Below are 17,213 nucleotides of genomic sequence, written 5' to 3'. Positions count from 1 at the left end.
CACCAGCCAATGTCACTCAAGCTCTACGAACTCGTCGGCACCGATCCCACGCGCCCCTTCAGCCCGTATTGCTGGCGCACGCGGATGGCGCTGGCGCACAAGGGCCTTGCGGCGGAGACGCTGCCCTGGCGCTTCACCGAGAAGAGCGCCATCGCGCCGCACGGCTCGGAGAGGGTCCCGGTGCTGCTGCATCACGACAAGCCGGTGGTCGATTCCTGGACCATCGCGAACTATCTCGAGGACAATTTTCCGGATCGCCCGTCGCTGTTCGGCGGCGAGGGCGGCCGCGCCATGGCGCGCATGATCAATGCGTGGGGCGACATCGCGATCGTCGGCGGTCTCTCTCCGCTCATCATCGCCGACATCCCAAAGAATCTGAATGAGGTCGATACCGCCTATTTCCGCAAGTCGCGCGAGGCGCGGTTCGGCAAGGGCCTGGAAGAGGTCCAGGCGAGCCGCGACACCGGCATCGTCGCGTTCCGCAAATCGCTGGAGATCATGCGTCAGACCTTCAAGACGCAGCCCTTCATCGGCGGGCAGGCGCCGAACTACGCCGACTACATCGTGTTCGGCGGATTCCAATGGGCGCGCGTGGTCAGCCCGTTCAAGCTGCTCGACGCGGATGATCCGGTCTATGCCTGGCGCGAAAAGCTGCTGGATGCGTTCGACGGCATGGCCCGCAAGTCGCCGGGATTTGCGGTGTAACGCACGTAGTTTCGTAGGGTGGGCAATGGCGCAAAGCGCCGTGCCCACCATCTCTCTTGATCGCCAAGAATGCGTGGGCACGCTTCGCTTTGCCCACCCTACGATACTACGAGACTGCCTCCGCCGCCGCTTTCCTTAAACACTCCCGGCACAGGCAGTCCTCGCCCTCGATCGGCATCGGCAGCCGTGCCGTCTCCTCCGCGCACCAGCAATTGCCGGAGAGATCGCAGCCGAATTCGCTGCCGCAGCGGGAGCAGGTGAGACGCCGCGCAAGTGCCGGCGCTGACGGCATTTCTTTCGGATTTGTCATGATTTACGTCGAAGCTTCGCCGTCATTTTCATGTCGGGTTCATCTGTCGCTGCGGTATATTACGCGCCGCCCGCGTCGCAGGAAAGCACCTCCCAACGCGCGAAGGACAATCATCGATGGCCCGCGATTCGCAAGCCGCCCTCGTCGCGCTCAACCGCTTCGGCTTCGGCGCCCGCGGCGGTGCATCGGGCGATCTCATCAATGCAAGCTCCGACCCGCGCGGCTTCGTGAAGACGGAGCTTTCGCGTCCCAATGGCGTGCTGCTGGAAGCGCCGGGTCTGCAGTCGACGCCGCAACTCGGTCAGGCCGTGTTTGCCTATCAGGACGAGGTCAAGCAGGCGCGTGAGGCGGCGAAGGCCGCCGCGCCCGTCGAGACGCCGGCCCAAGCGCCTGCCGATCAGAAGCCGCCCTTGCGCCGCAATCTCTCGCTGAATGCCGCGGCGGAGATCACCGGCCAAATGGCCGATGCGAAGCCCGCCGACGGCGCACCGAAGCCTGAGACCATGCAGCCGAGCGCACCCGCGCCGCAGCCCGCCGCCAAGCCCGCGCCCCAGCCGCTCAACGTGATCCAGAAAACCTTTCGCGCCGAGGCGCTGGCGCGGTTGCAGCGCGCAATGCTCGTCGAGTGCGGCTTCACCGAGCGCCTCGTCGCGTTCTGGTCCAATCATTTCTGCATCTCCGCCAGCAAGGGCGAGCTGGCGCGGATCTGGGCCGGCGCGTTCGAGCGCGAGGCGATCAGGCCGCACGTGCTCGGGCGCTTCGCCGACATGCTGAGGGCGGTCGAGCAGCATCCGGCCATGCTGTTCTTCCTCGACAACCAGCAATCGCTCGGCCCTGACTCGCGCGCTGGCCAAAACCGCAAGCGTGGGCTGAACGAAAATCTCGCGCGCGAGATCATGGAGCTGCATACGCTCGGCGTCGGCGCCGGCTACACGCAAGGCGACGTCACCTCGCTCGCGCGCATCATCACCGGCTGGACCTTTGCCGGCAGGCAAGGGCAGCTCGGGGTTCCCGGCTCCTTCGTCTTCAACGTCAATGCGCATCAGCCCGGGCCGCAAGTCCTGCTCGGCAAGACCTACGATCAGGCCGGCCTCGCACAGGGCGAAGCCGCGCTCGCCGATCTCGCGCGGCATCCCTCGACCGCGCGCTTCATCGCCGCCAAGTTCGTCCGTCACTTCGTCGCGGACGATCCGCCGCCGGCGCTCGTTGCGCGCCTGCGCGACGTCTTCGTCAAGACCGACGGTGATCTCAAGGCGCTGGCGACGGCGCTGGTCGATTCCGATGAAGCCTGGAAGGCGCCGCTCACCAAGATGCGCTCGCCATACGATTTCCTGGTTGCGAGCGGCCGGCTGCTGGCACGCGTGCCCGAGGATCCCGGCGCCTATCTGAACAACCTCAATCTGCTCGGCCAGCCGCTGTGGTCGCCGCCGGGCCCCAACGGCTTTCCTGATACCAATGCCGCCTGGGCCGCGCCTGAAGGCATCAAGCTCAGGCTCGACATCGCGGCGCAGATCGGTGCGCGGCTCGGCAACAACATCGATCCGCTCGATCTCCTGGAGTTTGCCGCCGCCGATGCCGCCTCGGCCGAGACGCGGCGGACCATCGAGCGCGCGGAGTCGCGGCAGCAGGCGCTGGCGCTGCTGTTGATGTCGCCGGAAATGCAGAGGAGATGATGATGACCGACTGCGTCGAGAACCGGCTCCTCACGTCCCGCCGTGGTCTGCTGCTCGGCGGCGCCTCGTTTGCAGCCTGGGCCTACCTGCCGAAATTCGCCCGCGCGGCCGACGGGCGCGATCCGCGGTTGGTCGTGGTGATCTTGCGCGGCGCGCTGGACGGGCTCTCGACCGTCGCGCCGATCGGCGACCCCGATTATGCCGGCCTGCACGGATCGATTGCGCTTGCGGCCGATGGTGCGCATCCCGCGATCATGCTGGACTCGTTCTTCGCACTGCATCCGGCGATGCCGGAATTCGCCCGCATGTATCGCGACAAGCACGCGGCGGTGGTTCATGCGGTCGCGACGCCCTATCGCGACCGCTCGCATTTTGACGGCCAGGACGTGCTCGAAAGTGGCTATGCCGGCCCGGGCCGCGTGCAGTCCGGCTGGCTCAATCGCGCGCTGGAAGCGCTGCCACGCGGCGAGCGGGTGTCGAGCGGGCTGGCGGTCGGGCCGACGACGCCGCTGGTGCTGCGCGGCAACGCACCCACCGTGGGCTGGGCGCCGGTCGCGCTGCCGCAGGCCGACGACGACACCGCGATGCGCCTCGTCGAGCTCTACCGTCACCGCGATCCCGCCTTGGCCTCCGCGTTGTCGCAAGGCCTCCAGCTCGACAAGGCGGCGAGCGGCGACGACATGAAGGCGACACGCGGCAACGCCGTCGCGCAGATGCGGCAGGTCGCGCGCGGCGCGGCCAAGCTGATGGCGGCCGATGACGGCCCGCGCATTGCCGCGCTCGCTTTCGACGGCTGGGACACGCATGCCAATGAAGGCGGTCCCGTGGGGCGTCTCGCCTTCCTGCTCGGCGGTCTCGACGGCGCGCTCGCCGAGTTCGAGAGCGGCCTCGGGAATCGCTGGCGCGACACTGTCGTGGTCGTCGCCACCGAGTTCGGCCGCACCGCGCGCATCAACGGCACCGAGGGCACCGATCACGGCACCGGCACGATCGCCTTGCTCGCCGGCGGCGCGGTGAAAGGCGCACGCGTCATCTCGGACTGGCCGGGCCTCAAGCTCGCAAGCCTGTATGAGGGCCGCGACCTCAAGCCGACGACGGATCTGCGCTCGGTGATCAAAGGCGTGCTGCAGGACCAGTTCGGCCTGTCCGATCGCGTGCTGGCGGAAACGGTGTTTCCCGACAGCGCAAGCGCGCGGCCGATGAAGGGACTGTTAGCTTAACCTCTCCCCGCTCTTTGCGGGGAGAGGTCGGATCGCGCAGCGATCCGGGTGAGGGGCAGAGCACTCTACTGCCACGAACAAAATCCTTCCGACTCGCAAGACGGTTGCGATTGCGCGCACCGTATCTACAATCCACACCGAACTCGCGGAGACAGCCCCTCACCCCACCCTCTCCCCGTAAGAACGGGGCGAGGGAGTGAGAGGGCGGTGCGTCCATCACGGGCGGAGGCAGTGCAATGCGTGGCCACAACGAAAAATCCATCCGACTCGCTCGACGCTTGCGCGCCGATCAGACAGATGTCGAGACGGTTCTCTGGAATCGCATTCGCAATCGGAGGATCGATGGGCACAAATTCGTCAGGCAAGAGCCGATCATCGGCTACATCTGCGATTTCGTATGTCGCGAGAAGCGGATCGTCATAGAGGTCGATGGCGGGCAGCACAATGAGTCCGCAGCGGATGCAATTCGAGACGAGCGCTTGATCAAGAAGGGCTACAAGGTGCTTCGCTTCTGGAACAACGATGTCCTTGGGAATATCGAAGGTGTTCTCACCGTGATTCAGACCGAGCTCGCGGCAGCGGGAGACGGGACCTAACCTCTCCCCGCCCTTCTGCGGGGAGAGGTCGGATCACATCGCAGATGTGATCCGGGTGAGGGGCCTGGCACACTGTTTCCGAGAGGGCAGTCCATCCGACTCCCACATTCACCGTGCGTGCATCGCGCACATCGCCTACAATCGAAACCGAACTCGCGGAGGCAGCCCCTCACCCCACCCTCTCCCCGTAAGAACGGGGAGAGGGAGCGAGAGAGCATCGCATCCCTGACGATCGCGCCTAGAGGAGACACCACCCCATGTACATCGCCATGAACCGCTTCCGCGTCGCCAAGGGCTCCGAGTCTGCCTTCGAGCAGGTCTGGCTCACGCGCGACACCCATCTCGACAAGGTGCCGGGCTTCGTCGAATTTCACCTGCTGCGCGGGCCGGAAGCCGAGGACCACACGCTGTACGCCTCGCACACCGTATGGGCGAATTATGCGGCGTTCGAGGCCTGGACCAAGTCGGAGGCGTTTCGCGCCGCGCATCATAGGGCGGGCGACAACAAGCCGCTTTATCTCGGTCATCCCCAGCTCGAGGGTTTCGAGGTGATGCAGACGGTGGGGCGCGGCGCGAAATAGCGCCGCGCCGCAAAGGTCGGTCGTCGCAAAATCAACCCAGCGTGATCCTGTCGATCTCCGCCGTCTCCTCCGCGCTGAGCTTCCAGGCGATCGCCTTGACGTTCTCCTCGATCTGCTCGACGCGGGTCGCGCCCGCGATCACGCTCGAGACCTGCGGGCGCGCAGCGAGCCAGGAGAAGGCGAGCTCCAGCATCGAATGGCCGCGTGCCTTGGCGAAGGCGGCGAGCTTCTCGACGATGTCCTCATTGCGCGGTGTGACGTAGCGATCGCGCAGCCGCGGCACCTTGCCGAAACGGGTGTCCGCAGGCGCGGCCTCGCCCTTCCGGTATTTGCCGGTCAACAGGCCGCTCGCGAGCGGGAAGAACGGCAACAGGCCGAGCTCGTATTCCGTCGCGGCCGGCAGCAGGTCCTTCTCGATGTCGCGCACCAGCAGGGAATATTCGTCCTGACAGGAGACGAAGCGGCTGACATTCATCGCACGCGCGACGTATTCGGCTTCCGCGATCCGCCAGGCCGGAAAGTTCGAGTTGCCGATGTAGCGGACCTTGCCTTGGCGCACGAGATCGTCGAGCGCGCGCAGGCTCTCCTCGATCGGCGTCAGCGGGTCGTAATCGTGCTGCTGATAGAGGTCGATGTAATCGGTCTTCAGCCTTTTCAGGCTCGCCTCCACGGCCTCCATGATGTAGCGGCGCGAGGCGCCCTGCTTGGTGCCGTCCTCGGCCATTGGCTTGGCGTATTTCGTCGCCAGCACGATGTCCTTGCGGCGATCGCCGAGCACGGTGCCGAGCACGGTCTCCGAGCCGCCCATGTTCGAATAGATGTCGGCGGTGTCGAATAGCGTGATGCCGAGGTCGAGCGCGCGATGGATCACCTTGCGCGAGGTCTCGAGGTCGGTGCGTTGGCCGAAATTGTTGCAGCCGAGCCCGACCGCGGACACGCGAAGGCCGGAGGCGCCGAGATTGCGAATTTCCATGAAAGATCCTGTCGGAGATGAGCGGCGGATATTCTGACCACCACGCGCCGCAGCAGCAAGCGGGCGGCCGCGCTGCTGCCATGCCGGCAGCGCGGACAAAAAAATGCGGCCCCTGTCAGACGCGGCGACTGACGGGGACCGCTTGGGGCGCATGATCGGTGACGGGGGCCTGACCAGACGCAGGGGCAGCCTAGTCTTGCTATGTTACGCGCGGGTGACAGGCGGAGTTATCCACAGGCCCCCGGGGCTCAGAAGATCTTGCGATAGACGATGAAGCCGGAGCGCTCGGCGACCTTGTCGTACAGGCGCTGCGCCGTGAGATTGGTCTCGTGCGTCTGCCAGTAGACACGCGGCGATCCCGCCAGCTTCGCGCGCTCGTAGACGCCATGGATCAGCGCCGAGCCGACGCCCTTGCCGCGCGCGGCCTCGGACGTGAACAGGTCCTGCAAATAGCAGGACGGCTCGATCGCGGTGGTGCTGCGATGGAACAGATAATGCGTCAGGCCGAGCAGGCGGCCGTTGTCCTCGGCGACCAGCCCATGCATCGGCTCATAGGCATCAAAGAAGCGCTGCCACGTCATCCGCGTGATCTCGGGCGCGAGCGCGGTCGGACCGGAGCGGCCGTAAAAGGCGTTGTAGCCGTCCCACAGCGGCAGCCATTGATCGTAGTCCTGCCTGGTGACGGCGCGAATGATGAGCGACATGTGAATTTCCGCGATCTCGGGGGTGCGCGACGAAGGGATGTCCTTCATACGTGATGATCGTATTGCCGATCAATCGCACACTCGCCTCATTCCGCAGCGCGCAAGTACCGGATCAGCTTGCGGCCGGTCGGATCGCGCAGCGAGCGGTAGTAGTCGGCACTTGCCGGCGCATCGGTGTGGCGAACGAGGTCGGTCACGGGCGTGTAGCTCAGCATCCGCCCGCCGTCGGGCAGTGCGGTGCAGACGAAGCGCAGCACCTCGCCGTTGCGCAGCTTGATGTTGATCGGCGGCGCATCGCCGACCCGCACCATCTCCATGCGCTGCGCGATGAAGGTGCCGAGCTCGTCCTCGGGCAGCTCGAACGCGCCGGTGTCGCGGCCGTGATACATCAGCGCGATGAAGGGCGGCTTGGCGTCGGCGATCTCGTCCGGCACCGCAAAATAATCGCGGAATGCGCGGTTGATGAATTCGGCCCGGGTCTCGGCATCGAGCAGCACGATGCCGATATCGACCTTGTCGAGCGCGGCCGACAGCCGCGCGGCAGTGGCGTGGCTGCGGCGCTCGGCGGCGAAGCTGCCGAGCAGCCGCTCGCGCATCAGCCCGGTGATGCCGGCGGTGCCGAAAGCCGTGACGGCCAGGAGGCCGAGCGGCACCAGATCGGCGGCACCATGGCCGGAAACGCCGTGGCGATGGAGGAAGAACAGTGCCGCGCCGATCACCGCGACAAAAGCGGTCGTCACGGCGGAGGCGAGTCCTGCGAGCGCGCCGGCGAGGGCCACGATGCCGACGAACAGCGGGGCGGGCGAGGGCGCGGGGACGAGGCGATCGAGCAGCAGCGCCGGCAGCAGGGTCGCTGCCGTCAGCGCCGGACCGGAGATCGCACGCCATCCGAACCGCATGGACCTGTCTCGCTCCTCCCGAACGAGGTAAGGCCGCAACACTGGCTGATTGTTGCGTGACCGCGCCGCGATTTCATGCGGCGTGCTTAAGATTCGCTTGTGCGCAAGCGTAAGGCTTTCGGAAGATTTAGAGCATGATCCGGAAAAGTGTGAAGCGGTTTTCCGAAAAGATCATGCTCAAACAACAACCTAAAGCGCGATGACGATACATCCTAATCGCATCGCGCTTTAGACCATCTGCGCGTGCTTGACGCGCTGCTGCAGCGTCGGCGCATTCAGCGTCGACGTGCCTGCGCCCTTGCGCGTGCCGACGATGATCAGCAGCGAGGCCGCGACCAGGATGGCCGCAGTCAGGGTGATTGCAACGACTACCACAGGTGATTTCATCGACGTCCTGTCGCGATGCCGGTCGGCGCGGGCCGCACGGCGCCCTGAAGGCTGGTCCAGGATGAAACGGGAATCAGACCGGCAGGCCCATCGCCATGGTCGCCTTGGTCGACAGCACCGTGAGGGTGACGATCAGGCACAGCGAGAGCGCGGCGACGGCGAGCGAGGCCGCGACCGCATGGGTGAGCCGGGAAGACGCGACGGTAGCGGATGGGCTCTGAAAGCCCGCCGTGCCGGACGCCCGCATCATGGTCTAAATCCTTCAACACGCGAGCGAATCACCCGCGACTTTCCAGAATTTCCCAGTTTCAACCGGCAATATTGCGGCGGCGCCCGCGCCGAAAGTGGCGGGATTGCGGCAAAGACGGCCGTTATGCCCGCTATTCGCCGCAGCGGGGCGCGCCGTCAGGCGCTCGCGGCGATGCTGGCGGGGTCGTCGATGTCGGCCGGGCGCCAGTCCATCGTCACGAAGCCGGGCGTGGCTTCGACGCGTTTCAGCCAGTCCCGGATCGCCGGGAAGGCCTGGAGGTCGAAGTCGCAGCGTTCGGCGAGGTGGGTGTAGCCGTACAACGCGATGTCCGCGACCGTGAGCTGGCGCGCGGCGAAATAGGGGGTGGTCTTGAGGTGGTTCTCCATCACCTGGAGCGCGCCGTAGCCGCGCTCCATCCAGTCCTCCAGCGAATGGGTCTGCAGGTCGCGACCACCCTTGACCAGCGACAGCCAGAAATAGGCCGCGCCGATATTCGGCTCGAGCGCGTGCTGCTCGAAGAACATCCATTGCAGCGCCTCGGCGCGGTCGATGCGGTTCTCCGGCGCGAGCGGTGTGCCGACGGCAACGTACCAGAGGATGGCATTGGATTCGGCGAGATAGCGGTCCTCGCCGACCTCGAGCAGCGGCACCTGGCCCGACGGGTTCTTTGACAGGAAATCCGGCGTGCGGCTCTCGCCGCGCAGAATGTCCACCTCCACAGCTTCGTAAGGCAGGTTGAGCAGCGCCAGCGCAAGGCGGACCTTGTAGCTGTTGCCCGAGCGTTGCATCGAATAGAGCTTGTACATTCTGGCGTTCGAATCCGAGGACGAGAAGACGCGGCGCTCGTTGCTCCGCGAGGCGGTTAAACAATGATGCCGATGCGAATCCGCCGCAAGAGCCGGCCGATAGAAAAACTCGAAAACCCTACCGCATTGCGATGCCTGGGAAGATCATTTCCGCGACGATGCAATTTAGTTCACGCTTGCGTCAACGCGGAGCGGGGCGCGTCGGATAGTCGTTAAGTCGGGGGACGATCGCGCACGCTCCCGCGTCGTCATGCCCGGGCTTGTCCCGGGCATCCACGTTCTTCGTGCTGCGCGGCCAGATGTGGATGGCCGGGACAAGCCCGGCCATGACGGAGAAGAACCTGACTCGCAACACGCAGAATTGCTCCGAGGACACGCTTTGCCGGATATGAGCAATTCCGGCGGCAAAGTTGCGCAAAATTGCGGGAAATCGCGGCTTGAACCGCTCCAAATCGTAAACTTTTCCGGGATCGGGCCGAAGTTTCTTGCGGCGCAGCGGCACACGTTTTAGGGTGGCTCATTCCCACAATCAGAGTCGTGAGGCGAAGGGCTTCACGACGCTCGCCAGGAGATGATGATGTCCTTCCTTGCCGCTGCGCTCGACCGTGTGAAGCCGTCCGCGACCATCGCGGTCACGGATAAAGCACGTGCGCTGAAAGCGGCGGGCCGCAACGTCATCGGCCTCGGAGCCGGCGAGCCCGACTTCGACACGCCCGCCAACATCAAGCTGGCGGCGATCCGCGCCATCGAGGCCGGCAAGACCAAGTACACCGCGGTCGACGGCATCCCCGAGCTGAAGGAAGCCATCATCGCGAAGTTTCAGCGCGAGAACGGCGTCGCCTACAAGCCGAACCAGATCATCGTCGGCACCGGCGGCAAGCAGGTGCTCTACAACGCGTTGATGGCGACCATCAATCCGGGCGACGAGGTGATCATTCCCGCGCCCTATTGGGTCAGCTATCCCGAGATGGTTGCGCTCGCGGGCGGTGAGCCGGTGCCGGTGGTCTGCACCGCCGCGACCGGCTTCAAGCTCCAGGCCGAGGCGCTCGAGCGCGCGATCACGCCGAAGACCAAATGGGTCATCCTGTGCTCGCCGTCGAACCCGACCGGAGCTGCCTACACGCGCTCGGAACTGAAAGCGCTCACTGACGTGCTGATGAAGCATCCCCACGTCTGGGTGATGACCGACGACATGTACGAGCATCTCGTCTATGACGACTTCCAGTTCACCACCGTCGCGCAGGTCGAGCCCGGTCTCTATGACCGCACGCTCACGGTGAACGGCGTCTCCAAGGCCTATTGCATGACCGGCTGGCGTATCGGCTATGCCGGCGGCCCGGCGCAGCTCATCAAGGCGATGTCGACGATCCAGTCGCAATCGACCTCGAACCCGTCGTCGATCGCGCAATGGGCTGCGGTGGAAGCGCTGAACGGGCCGCAGGACTTTATCCCCGCCAACAACAAGGTGTTCAAGGAGCGCCGTGACCTCGTCGTCTCCATGCTCAATCAGGCCAAGGGCATCGAGTGTCCGCGCCCCGAGGGCGCCTTCTATGTCTACCCGTCCTGCGCCGGCACGATCGGCAAGACCGCGCCGTCGGGCAAGGTGATCGACAATGACGAGACGTTCGTCACCGAGCTCCTGGAGACCGAAGGCGTCGCCGTGGTGCAAGGGTCGGCCTTCGGCCTTGGACCGGCGTTCCGCATCTCTTACGCGACCAAGACCTCGGACCTCGAAGACGCCTGCAAGCGCATCCAGCGCTTCTGTGGCAATCTGCGGTAAGACTGTCGCGGCATGCGATGTCCTCTTCCCGCTCTTGTGGGATGGGATTTCTCTCCGCGAGTCTGGAATCGTAGGGTGGGCAAAGGCGCACTCGCGCCGTGCCCACCATCTCTCTCGATCGCAAAGATGCGTGGGCACGCTTCGCTTTGCCCACCCTACGAAATCTGCGAAATGGCCCGCCGCCGGCGGGCCTTTATATTGTTTGCACGTTCATCCCCGTGCATGATCTGGCACGCTCACGGCTCTTGTGGCATAGACCATCGCGCGGCACCCGCCGCGCCGTCCTGCTCGCATCACATCATCGCCGGAGATATTCATGCGCCGTTCGTTCCTCTTCGCCGGACTCACCGCTGCCGGCCTCATTGCTTCCGTCGTGAGCACTGGTGCGCAGCAGCGGATGGCGCGGGTCGGCGTGCTCGAATGCCGCGGTGGCGCCAGCGTCGGCTTCATCGTGGGGTCGGTGACCCATCTCGGCTGCGTGCTGCGCGCCGACGGCTTGCCTGACGATCGCTACGTCGCGACCATCCGCAAGGTCGGTCTCGACATCGGCATCACCCAGGAGACGGCTTTGGCCTGGGGCGTGTTCGCACCGGTCGACCGGCTCGGCCCCGGCGACCTCGCCGGCAATTACGCCGGCGCGCAGGGCAGCGCCTCGATCGGCGTCGGCCTCGGCGGCAACGTGCTGGTCGGCGGCTCCAACAATTCGATCGCGCTCCAGCCGCTCAGCGTGCAGGGCCAGGTCGGCCTCAATATCGCTGCGGGCCTCGAGAGCCTGGAACTCCGTCCGGGCCGGTAACACTTTTGCGTGTGATCGCGCCGCGCGAAGCGGCGCGATTTTACGGACGACGCACCGCAGCGACGTTTGTTGCTTGCCAAATCTCGGGGAGGGGCAGAGCATCGGCGTTTGCCGACCCAATCATGGGCCGAGCTCCACAAGAAGGAGGCGGCGAATGGGACAAGACGTCAGAAGTCCCCGAGGTCCACGGTGCATCGCGCTGGTGGGCCCTTTCCAAAGCGGTAAAACCACACTTCTGGAAGCAATATTGGCGCGAACGGGCGCAATCCCGCGCGCCGGCAGCGTGGACGCCGGAACGTCCGTCGGCGATGCCACGCCGGAGGCCCGTCATCACAAGATGACCGTCGGCCTCACTGCCGCCACCACGAGTTTCATGGGCGACAGCTACACCTTCCTCGATTGTCCCGGTTCCGTCGAGTTTGCCCACGACATGCGCGCCGCGTTGCCTGCGGTCGACGCCGCAATCGTGGTCTGCGAGGCCGACGAGAAGAAGCTGCCGCAGCTTCAGATCATCCTGCGCGAGCTGGAACAGCTGAAGATCCCGCGTTTCCTTTTCCTCAACAAGATCGACCGCGCCAGCCAGCGCATCCGCGAGACGCTGGCGATGCTGCAGCCCGCCTCGCGCGTGCCGCTGGTGCTGCGCCAGATCCCGATCTGGAAGGGCGAGCTGATCGAGGGCTTCGTCGATCTCGCGCTGGAGCGCGCCTTCATCTATCGCGAGCACAAGGCCTCCGAGGTGATCGCGCTCGAAGGCGGCGATCTCGATCGCGAGAAGGAAGCCCGCTTCTCGATGCTGGAGAAGCTCGCCGATCACGACGATGCGCTGATGGAGCAGCTGCTCGAGGACATCCAGCCGCCGCGCGACGCCGTCTTCGACGATCTCGCTCGCGAATTGCGCGAAGGGCTGATTTGCCCGGTGCTGCTTGGCGCCGCCGCGCGCGAGAACGGCGTGTTGCGCCTGATGAAGGCGTTGCGTCACGAGGCGCCCGGTGTTGCGGAGACCGCAAAACGTCTCGGCGTTCCCGAGACCAAGGACGCGCTCGGCTACGTCTTCAAGACGCTGCATTCGCAGCACGGCGGAAAGCTGTCGCTGACGCGGCTGCTCGCCGGCCATCTCGACGACGGCGCCACGCTGCAATCCTCCTCCGGCGGCGCAGGGCGCATCTCCGGCATCCTCGCCGTCAACGGCGCCTACGACACCAAGCGCGCCTCGGCCGAAGCCGGCGACACCGTGGCGCTCGCCAAGCTCGATCCGGTCAAGACCGGTGATACGGTTTCGAACGGCAAGACGGCGCCCGCGGCATTGATCACGATCGAGCCGACGCCGCCGGTGCTCGCGATCTCGGTCGCGGCCACCGACCGCAAGGACGACGTCAAGCTCGGCCAGGCGCTGACGCGCCTGCACGAGGAGGATCCCTCGCTCATGATCGTGCAGAACGCCCAGACCCACGACACCGTGCTGTGGGGCCAGGGCGAGATGCACCTGCGTGTCGCCAGCGAGCGCTTGCGCGACCGCTTCGGCGTCAAGGTCACCTCGCATCCGCCCGCGATCGGCTATCAGGAGACCATCCGCAAGCCGATCACCCAGCGCGGCCGCCACAAGAAGCAGTCCGGCGGCCACGGCCAGTTCGGCGATGTCGTGCTCGACATCAAGCCGCTGCCGCGCGGCGACGGCTTCAAGTTCGCCGAGAAGGTGGTGGGCGGCGCGGTGCCGCGCAATTACATCCCGGCGGTTGAGGAGGGCGTCGTCGATGGCTTGACGCGCGGTCCGCTCGGCTTCCCCGTCACCGACGTGCAGGTGACGCTGACCGACGGCTCCTATCACAGCGTCGATAGCTCCGATCTCGCCTTCCGCACGGCGGCGCGGGTCGGGCTCAACGAAGGCCTGCCGCAATGCCAGCCGGTGCTGCTGGAGCCGATCCACATGGTCGAGATCGTCTGCCCGACCGACGCCACCGCCAAGATCAACGCGATCCTGTCGGCGCGGCGCGGCCAGATCCTCGGCTTCGACACCCGCGATGGCTGGACCGGCTGGGACTGTGTCCGCGCCATGATGCCGGAAGCGGAGATCGGCGAGCTGATCGTGGAGCTGCGCTCGGCCACCGCCGGCGCCGGCAGCTTCACGCGCCAGTTCGACCACATGGCCGAAGTCACCGGCCGCGCCGCCGACCAGATCATCGCCGCCCATCAGCACGCGGCGTGAGTCCGTCTAGCGCGCAGTGAGAGACGGAGAAACTCTCTCACGCCCTCTCCCCGATCTAACGGGGAGAGGGATGTGCGGCGCTGTCTCTCCACGCGTCATTGCGAGCGCAGCGAAGCAATCCAGAGTCTTTCCGCGGAGGCAGTCCGGATTGCTTCGCTTCGCTCGCAATGACGGAGGAGACGCTTGCACTAGCCTCAGGATGATGTATTTTACATCATTGTATATGTACAGAATATCACATATAAGCTCTGATACGTGAGGCCAAGGTGATCACCTCGTTCCAGATGCGGGCAGCCCGCGCGTTGCTCGGCATCGACCAGAAAACCCTGGCCGAGCTCGCCGGCGTGTCGCTGCCGACCATCCAGCGGATGGAGGCTTCGACCGGCAATGTTCGTGGCGTGGTCGAGACCCTGATCAAGGTGGTCGAGGCGTTCGACCGGGCCGGCGTCGAGCTGATCGGCGAGCAGGCCCGAAGCGACAGCGGCGGACGTGGCGTTCGCTTGAAGGAGCCCGGGCCGCCGCGCCGCGTCGGAGCATGATCGCGCGTTGATCGTGCCCGGCATCAAGTTGGGCTAGCGCATCGTCGCACCTTGGGACGCACGATGCTTCGGAGCATCGTGGGGCCAGCGGAGCACTTTGCTGACATGAGCATCACAGGCGATCAGGCAGGCCGGCTGCACCAGCTGCGTCAGCCGACCTTTGCCGAATTGTATCTGCCGAAGCTCGTCACCGTCTTTCGTGAAGGCTACGGCCTCGCGGATTTCCGCGCCGACGTCTTCGCCGGCCTGACGGTTGCGATCGTCGCGCTGCCGCTGTCGATGGCGATCGCGATCGCCTCGGGCGTGACGCCGGACCGCGGCCTCTACACCGCCGTCGCCGGCGGCTTCATCGCCTCCATGCTCGGCGGCAGCCGGTTCCAGATCGGCGGCCCGGCCGGTGCGTTCATCGTTCTGGTCGCGGCGACCGCGGAGCGCCACGGCGTCGACGGAGTCATCCTCGCCACCATGATGGCGGGCCTGTTCCTGATCGGCGCGGGGCTGCTCAGGGTCGGCACCTACATCAAGTTCATTCCCTATCCCGTCACGGTCGGCTTTACCGCCGGCATCGCCGTCATCATCCTTGCCAGCCAGCTCCGCGATCTCTTCGGCATCACGCTCGCGGGGAAGGAGCCCAGCGAGTTCGTGCCGAAGCTCGCCGCGCTCGCCGGCGGCCTCAGCACGATCAATCCGTCCGCAGTGCTGGTCGCGATCGTCAGCATCGCCATCATCGCGTCCTTGCGAATCTGGCGTCCCTCCTGGCCCGGCATCCTGATCGCGGTCGTCTTCGCCGCATTCGTTTGTGCAATATTCGCGCTGCCGGTGGAAACGATCGGCTCGCGCTTCGGCGGCATCCCGCGAGAATTGCCATCGCCGGCGCTGCCCGCGTTCTCGCTGGAGAAGGCACGGGCCGTGCTGCCGGATGCGATCGCGTTTGCGCTGCTGGCGGCGATCGAATCGCTGCTGTCGGCGGTGGTGGCCGACGGCATGACCGGCCGCCGTCACCGCTCCAATTGCGAGCTGGTGGCGCAGGGCGCGGCCAATATCGGCTCGGCGCTGTTCGGCGGCATCTGCGTCACCGGGCTGATCGCGCGCACGGCGACCAACATCCGCGCCGGCGCGCGCGGGCCGCTCGCGGGCATGCTGCATTCGGTGTTCCTGCTGCTGTTCATGCTGATCGCGGCCCCGCTCGCGAGCTACATTCCGCTGGCCGCGCTCGCCGCGGTGCTGGTCGTGGTGGCCTGGACCATGGCGGAGAAGCACGAATTCGCCACGCTCGTGCGCTCGTCATGGGGCGATGCCGTGGTGCTGCTCGCGACCTTCCTGCTCACGATCTTCCGCGATCTCACCGAGGGCATCCTGGTCGGCTTCGCGCTGGGTGCGGTGCTGTTCATCCATCGCATGGCGGAGATGACGGGCATCGAGGAGCGCTCGCCGCTGGTTGCGGATGATCGTCCCGACGACGGCAACGGCGACCGCGTGCGTTACGATCCCGCGCTTGCGGTCGACCGCGACGTGCTGGTCTATCGCATCACCGGCGCGTTCTTCTTCGGCGCGGCCTCGGCGATCGGCGGCGTGCTCGACGGCATCGCCGACAAGCGCAAGGCCTTCGTGGTCGATTTCGCGGCGGTGCCGTTCCTGGATTCGACCGCGGCCAACGTGCTCGGCCGCGTCGCCGCCAAGGCGCACCGCCAGGGCATCCGGCTGTTCATCACGGGGGCCTCGCCCGCGGTCCGGCGCGCGCTGCTCACCCATGGCGTCACGCCGCCGCGGGCGCGCTACCGCACGAGCCTCGAGCGGGCCATCGCCGACATCAAGGGCCGGGCCGCCGACGAGTCCGCTGCGAGCTGACCGCGCGCTTGACAGAGCGGGCGCGACGCGAAATGGATCGCCTCGGAAACGACCCGAGGGAAAGATGACCGCGTCCAGGATCCCCGCAGCCTGTCTGATCGGATGGCCGGCCGCGCATTCGCGCTCGCCGCTGATCCACCGTCACTGGCTGCGCACGCTCGGCATTGAGGGCGGCTATGTCATCGAGGCGGTGCCGCCGGAGGATCTGCGCGATTTCGTGCTGCGGCTGTCGCTGGGCGGCTTCGTCGGTGCCAACGTCACCATCCCGCACAAGGAAGCCGTGCTGGCGCTGTCGACCCCCGACGCGCGCGCCCGGGCCGTCGGCGCTGCGAACACGCTGTGGTTCGCCGAGGGCGAGCTGCGCTCGACCAACACCGATGTCGAAGGCTTCATCAACAATCTCGACGCCAGCGCGCCCGGCTGGGACATGGCCAAGGAGGCGCTGGTGTTGGGCGCTGGCGGCGCCGCGCGTGCGGTCGTGTTCGGCCTGCTGGAGCGCGGCATCAGCTGCGTTCATGTCGCCAATCGCACCCTTGCACGAGCCGGGACGCTGGCAAGGCAGTTCGGATCGAATGTGCATCCGCTGCCGTGGGATGCGATCGGGGACGTGCTGCCGGGCGCAAGACTTCTCGTGAACACGACCTCGCTCGGCATGCATGGCCAGCCTTCGCTCGATATCGACGTCGCGCGCCTGCCGCAAGACGCCGTCGTCGCCGACCTCGTCTATGTTCCCCTGGTGACCCCCCTGCTCGCCGCGGCCATGGCGCGCGGCCTGAAGACCGCCGACGGGCTCGGCATGCTGCTGCATCAGGCGGTGCGCGGTTTCGAGCTGTGGTTCGGGCGGCGGCCCGAGGTCACGGCCGAGCTGCGCGCGTTAATCGAGGCCGATCTCACGAAGTCTTGAGAGAATAGTGCGGGGTCTTTCGGAGTTCTCTCTTCCTGG

General features: G+C 66.0%; 18 protein-coding genes. 11 read left to right on the top strand and 7 right to left on the bottom strand.

What is annotated here, in order from left to right; genetic code table 11:
• Positions 1–9: 9 nt before the first annotated feature.
• A complete protein-coding gene (locus N2602_RS35050) occupies positions 10–705 on the top strand; it encodes a glutathione S-transferase family protein (RefSeq protein ID WP_260380966.1) in 696 nt (231 codons plus the stop codon).
• Positions 706–811: 106 nt separating this feature from the next.
• Here N2602_RS35050 and N2602_RS35045 read toward each other — a convergent pair whose 3' ends face one another.
• Positions 812–1,015, bottom strand: a complete 204-nt coding sequence (locus tag N2602_RS35045; RefSeq protein WP_260380965.1) for a cysteine-rich CWC family protein — start codon at positions 1,013–1,015, stop codon at positions 812–814.
• 116 nt (positions 1,016–1,131) lie between these two features.
• On the opposite strand from N2602_RS35045, the gene N2602_RS35040 reads away from it, so the two are divergent.
• The 4 genes from N2602_RS35040 to N2602_RS35025 all read left to right on the top strand — a co-directional run bounded on the left by N2602_RS35040 (position 1,132) and on the right by N2602_RS35025 (position 5,085).
• Complete coding sequence (locus N2602_RS35040) at positions 1,132–2,688, top strand: DUF1800 domain-containing protein (protein ID WP_260380964.1); 1,557 nt, start codon at positions 1,132–1,134, stop codon at positions 2,686–2,688.
• A 2-nt stretch (positions 2,689–2,690) separates the two neighbouring features.
• Positions 2,691–3,908 carry a DUF1501 domain-containing protein gene (locus N2602_RS35035; protein WP_260380963.1) on the top strand — a complete coding sequence of 406 codons (1,218 nt, stop codon included), beginning with the start codon at positions 2,691–2,693 and terminating at the stop codon, positions 3,906–3,908.
• Positions 3,909–4,144: 236 nt separating this feature from the next.
• A complete protein-coding gene (locus N2602_RS35030; RefSeq protein WP_260380962.1) occupies positions 4,145–4,504 on the top strand; it encodes an endonuclease domain-containing protein in 360 nt (119 codons plus the stop codon).
• 257 nt (positions 4,505–4,761) lie between these two features.
• Positions 4,762–5,085, top strand: a complete 324-nt coding sequence (locus N2602_RS35025; RefSeq protein ID WP_260380961.1) for an antibiotic biosynthesis monooxygenase — start codon at positions 4,762–4,764, stop codon at positions 5,083–5,085.
• A gap of 31 nt (positions 5,086–5,116) precedes the next feature.
• Here the strand turns inward: N2602_RS35025 and N2602_RS35020 are convergent, their stop codons facing one another.
• The 6 genes from N2602_RS35020 to N2602_RS34995 form a co-directional block, all read right to left on the bottom strand.
• A complete protein-coding gene (locus N2602_RS35020; protein WP_260380960.1) occupies positions 5,117–6,058 on the bottom strand; it encodes an aldo/keto reductase in 942 nt (313 codons plus the stop codon).
• A 248-nt stretch (positions 6,059–6,306) separates the two neighbouring features.
• Positions 6,307–6,762 carry a GNAT family N-acetyltransferase gene (locus N2602_RS35015; RefSeq protein ID WP_260380959.1) on the bottom strand — a complete coding sequence of 152 codons (456 nt, stop codon included), beginning with the start codon at positions 6,760–6,762 and terminating at the stop codon, positions 6,307–6,309.
• A gap of 86 nt (positions 6,763–6,848) precedes the next feature.
• On the bottom strand, positions 6,849–7,661 hold the full coding sequence (locus tag N2602_RS35010) for a PAS-domain containing protein (RefSeq protein WP_260380958.1): 813 nt from the start codon (positions 7,659–7,661) through the stop codon (positions 6,849–6,851).
• Between the two features lie 228 nt (positions 7,662–7,889).
• Entirely contained in the window at positions 7,890–8,036 is a 147-nt protein-coding gene (locus N2602_RS35005; protein WP_260383840.1) for a hypothetical protein, read from the bottom strand.
• An 85-nt stretch (positions 8,037–8,121) separates the two neighbouring features.
• Positions 8,122–8,298: a hypothetical protein gene (locus N2602_RS35000; protein WP_162832045.1), complete on the bottom strand. Its 177-nt coding sequence runs from the start codon at positions 8,296–8,298 to the stop codon at positions 8,122–8,124.
• Positions 8,299–8,453: 155 nt separating this feature from the next.
• On the bottom strand, positions 8,454–9,104 hold the full coding sequence (locus tag N2602_RS34995) for a glutathione S-transferase family protein (protein WP_172788723.1): 651 nt from the start codon (positions 9,102–9,104) through the stop codon (positions 8,454–8,456).
• A 577-nt stretch (positions 9,105–9,681) separates the two neighbouring features.
• Between N2602_RS34995 and N2602_RS34990 the strand changes: the two genes are divergently transcribed.
• The 6 genes from N2602_RS34990 to N2602_RS34965 all read left to right on the top strand — a co-directional run bounded on the left by N2602_RS34990 (position 9,682) and on the right by N2602_RS34965 (position 17,174).
• A complete protein-coding gene (locus tag N2602_RS34990) occupies positions 9,682–10,884 on the top strand; it encodes a pyridoxal phosphate-dependent aminotransferase (RefSeq protein WP_172788722.1) in 1,203 nt (400 codons plus the stop codon).
• A gap of 316 nt (positions 10,885–11,200) precedes the next feature.
• Positions 11,201–11,680 (top strand): DUF992 domain-containing protein, encoded by a 480-nt coding sequence (locus tag N2602_RS34985; protein WP_172788721.1) that lies wholly within the window; start codon positions 11,201–11,203, stop codon positions 11,678–11,680.
• Between the two features lie 154 nt (positions 11,681–11,834).
• The gene (locus N2602_RS34980) at positions 11,835–13,883 is read left to right on the top strand and encodes an elongation factor G (RefSeq protein ID WP_260380957.1); all 2,049 of its coding nucleotides are present in this window, start codon (positions 11,835–11,837) and stop codon (positions 13,881–13,883) included.
• 266 nt (positions 13,884–14,149) lie between these two features.
• A complete protein-coding gene (locus tag N2602_RS34975; protein ID WP_008566993.1) occupies positions 14,150–14,422 on the top strand; it encodes a helix-turn-helix domain-containing protein in 273 nt (90 codons plus the stop codon).
• A gap of 105 nt (positions 14,423–14,527) precedes the next feature.
• The gene (locus tag N2602_RS34970; RefSeq protein ID WP_260380956.1) at positions 14,528–16,270 is read left to right on the top strand and encodes a SulP family inorganic anion transporter; all 1,743 of its coding nucleotides are present in this window, start codon (positions 14,528–14,530) and stop codon (positions 16,268–16,270) included.
• A 64-nt stretch (positions 16,271–16,334) separates the two neighbouring features.
• The gene (locus N2602_RS34965) at positions 16,335–17,174 is read left to right on the top strand and encodes a shikimate dehydrogenase (RefSeq protein WP_260380955.1); all 840 of its coding nucleotides are present in this window, start codon (positions 16,335–16,337) and stop codon (positions 17,172–17,174) included.
• Positions 17,175–17,213: the final 39 nt, after the last annotated feature.

The organism is Bradyrhizobium sp. NC92 (assembly GCF_025200865.1).
In the GTDB taxonomy this organism is placed as follows: domain Bacteria; phylum Pseudomonadota; class Alphaproteobacteria; order Rhizobiales; family Xanthobacteraceae; genus Bradyrhizobium.
This window is presented reverse-complemented; position numbering and strand designations above follow the sequence as displayed.

What these genes read in the sequence shown, in the direction of transcription:
- N2602_RS35025 (WP_260380961.1), top strand. Translation starts at nt 4,762, where the DNA reads ATGTACATCGCCATGAACCGCTTCCGCGTCGCCAAGGGCTCCGAGTCT.
- N2602_RS34965 (WP_260380955.1), top strand. Translation starts at nt 16,335, where the DNA reads ATGACCGCGTCCAGGATCCCCGCAGCCTGTCTGATCGGATGGCCGGCC.
- N2602_RS34970 (WP_260380956.1), top strand. Translation starts at nt 14,528, where the DNA reads ATGAGCATCACAGGCGATCAGGCAGGCCGGCTGCACCAGCTGCGTCAG.
- N2602_RS35045 (WP_260380965.1), bottom strand. Translation starts at nt 1,015, where the DNA reads ATGACAAATCCGAAAGAAATGCCGTCAGCGCCGGCACTTGCGCGGCGT.
- N2602_RS35020 (WP_260380960.1), bottom strand. Translation starts at nt 6,058, where the DNA reads ATGGAAATTCGCAATCTCGGCGCCTCCGGCCTTCGCGTGTCCGCGGTC.
- N2602_RS35035 (WP_260380963.1), top strand. Translation starts at nt 2,691, where the DNA reads ATGACCGACTGCGTCGAGAACCGGCTCCTCACGTCCCGCCGTGGTCTG.
- N2602_RS34980 (WP_260380957.1), top strand. Translation starts at nt 11,835, where the DNA reads ATGGGACAAGACGTCAGAAGTCCCCGAGGTCCACGGTGCATCGCGCTG.
- N2602_RS35010 (WP_260380958.1), bottom strand. Translation starts at nt 7,661, where the DNA reads ATGCGGTTCGGATGGCGTGCGATCTCCGGTCCGGCGCTGACGGCAGCG.
- N2602_RS34995 (WP_172788723.1), bottom strand. Translation starts at nt 9,104, where the DNA reads ATGTACAAGCTCTATTCGATGCAACGCTCGGGCAACAGCTACAAGGTC.
- N2602_RS35050 (WP_260380966.1), top strand. Translation starts at nt 10, where the DNA reads ATGTCACTCAAGCTCTACGAACTCGTCGGCACCGATCCCACGCGCCCC.
- N2602_RS35040 (WP_260380964.1), top strand. Translation starts at nt 1,132, where the DNA reads ATGGCCCGCGATTCGCAAGCCGCCCTCGTCGCGCTCAACCGCTTCGGC.
- N2602_RS35000 (WP_162832045.1), bottom strand. Translation starts at nt 8,298, where the DNA reads ATGATGCGGGCGTCCGGCACGGCGGGCTTTCAGAGCCCATCCGCTACC.
- N2602_RS34990 (WP_172788722.1), top strand. Translation starts at nt 9,682, where the DNA reads ATGTCCTTCCTTGCCGCTGCGCTCGACCGTGTGAAGCCGTCCGCGACC.
- N2602_RS35030 (WP_260380962.1), top strand. Translation starts at nt 4,145, where the DNA reads ATGCGTGGCCACAACGAAAAATCCATCCGACTCGCTCGACGCTTGCGC.
- N2602_RS34985 (WP_172788721.1), top strand. Translation starts at nt 11,201, where the DNA reads ATGCGCCGTTCGTTCCTCTTCGCCGGACTCACCGCTGCCGGCCTCATT.
- N2602_RS35015 (WP_260380959.1), bottom strand. Translation starts at nt 6,762, where the DNA reads ATGTCGCTCATCATTCGCGCCGTCACCAGGCAGGACTACGATCAATGG.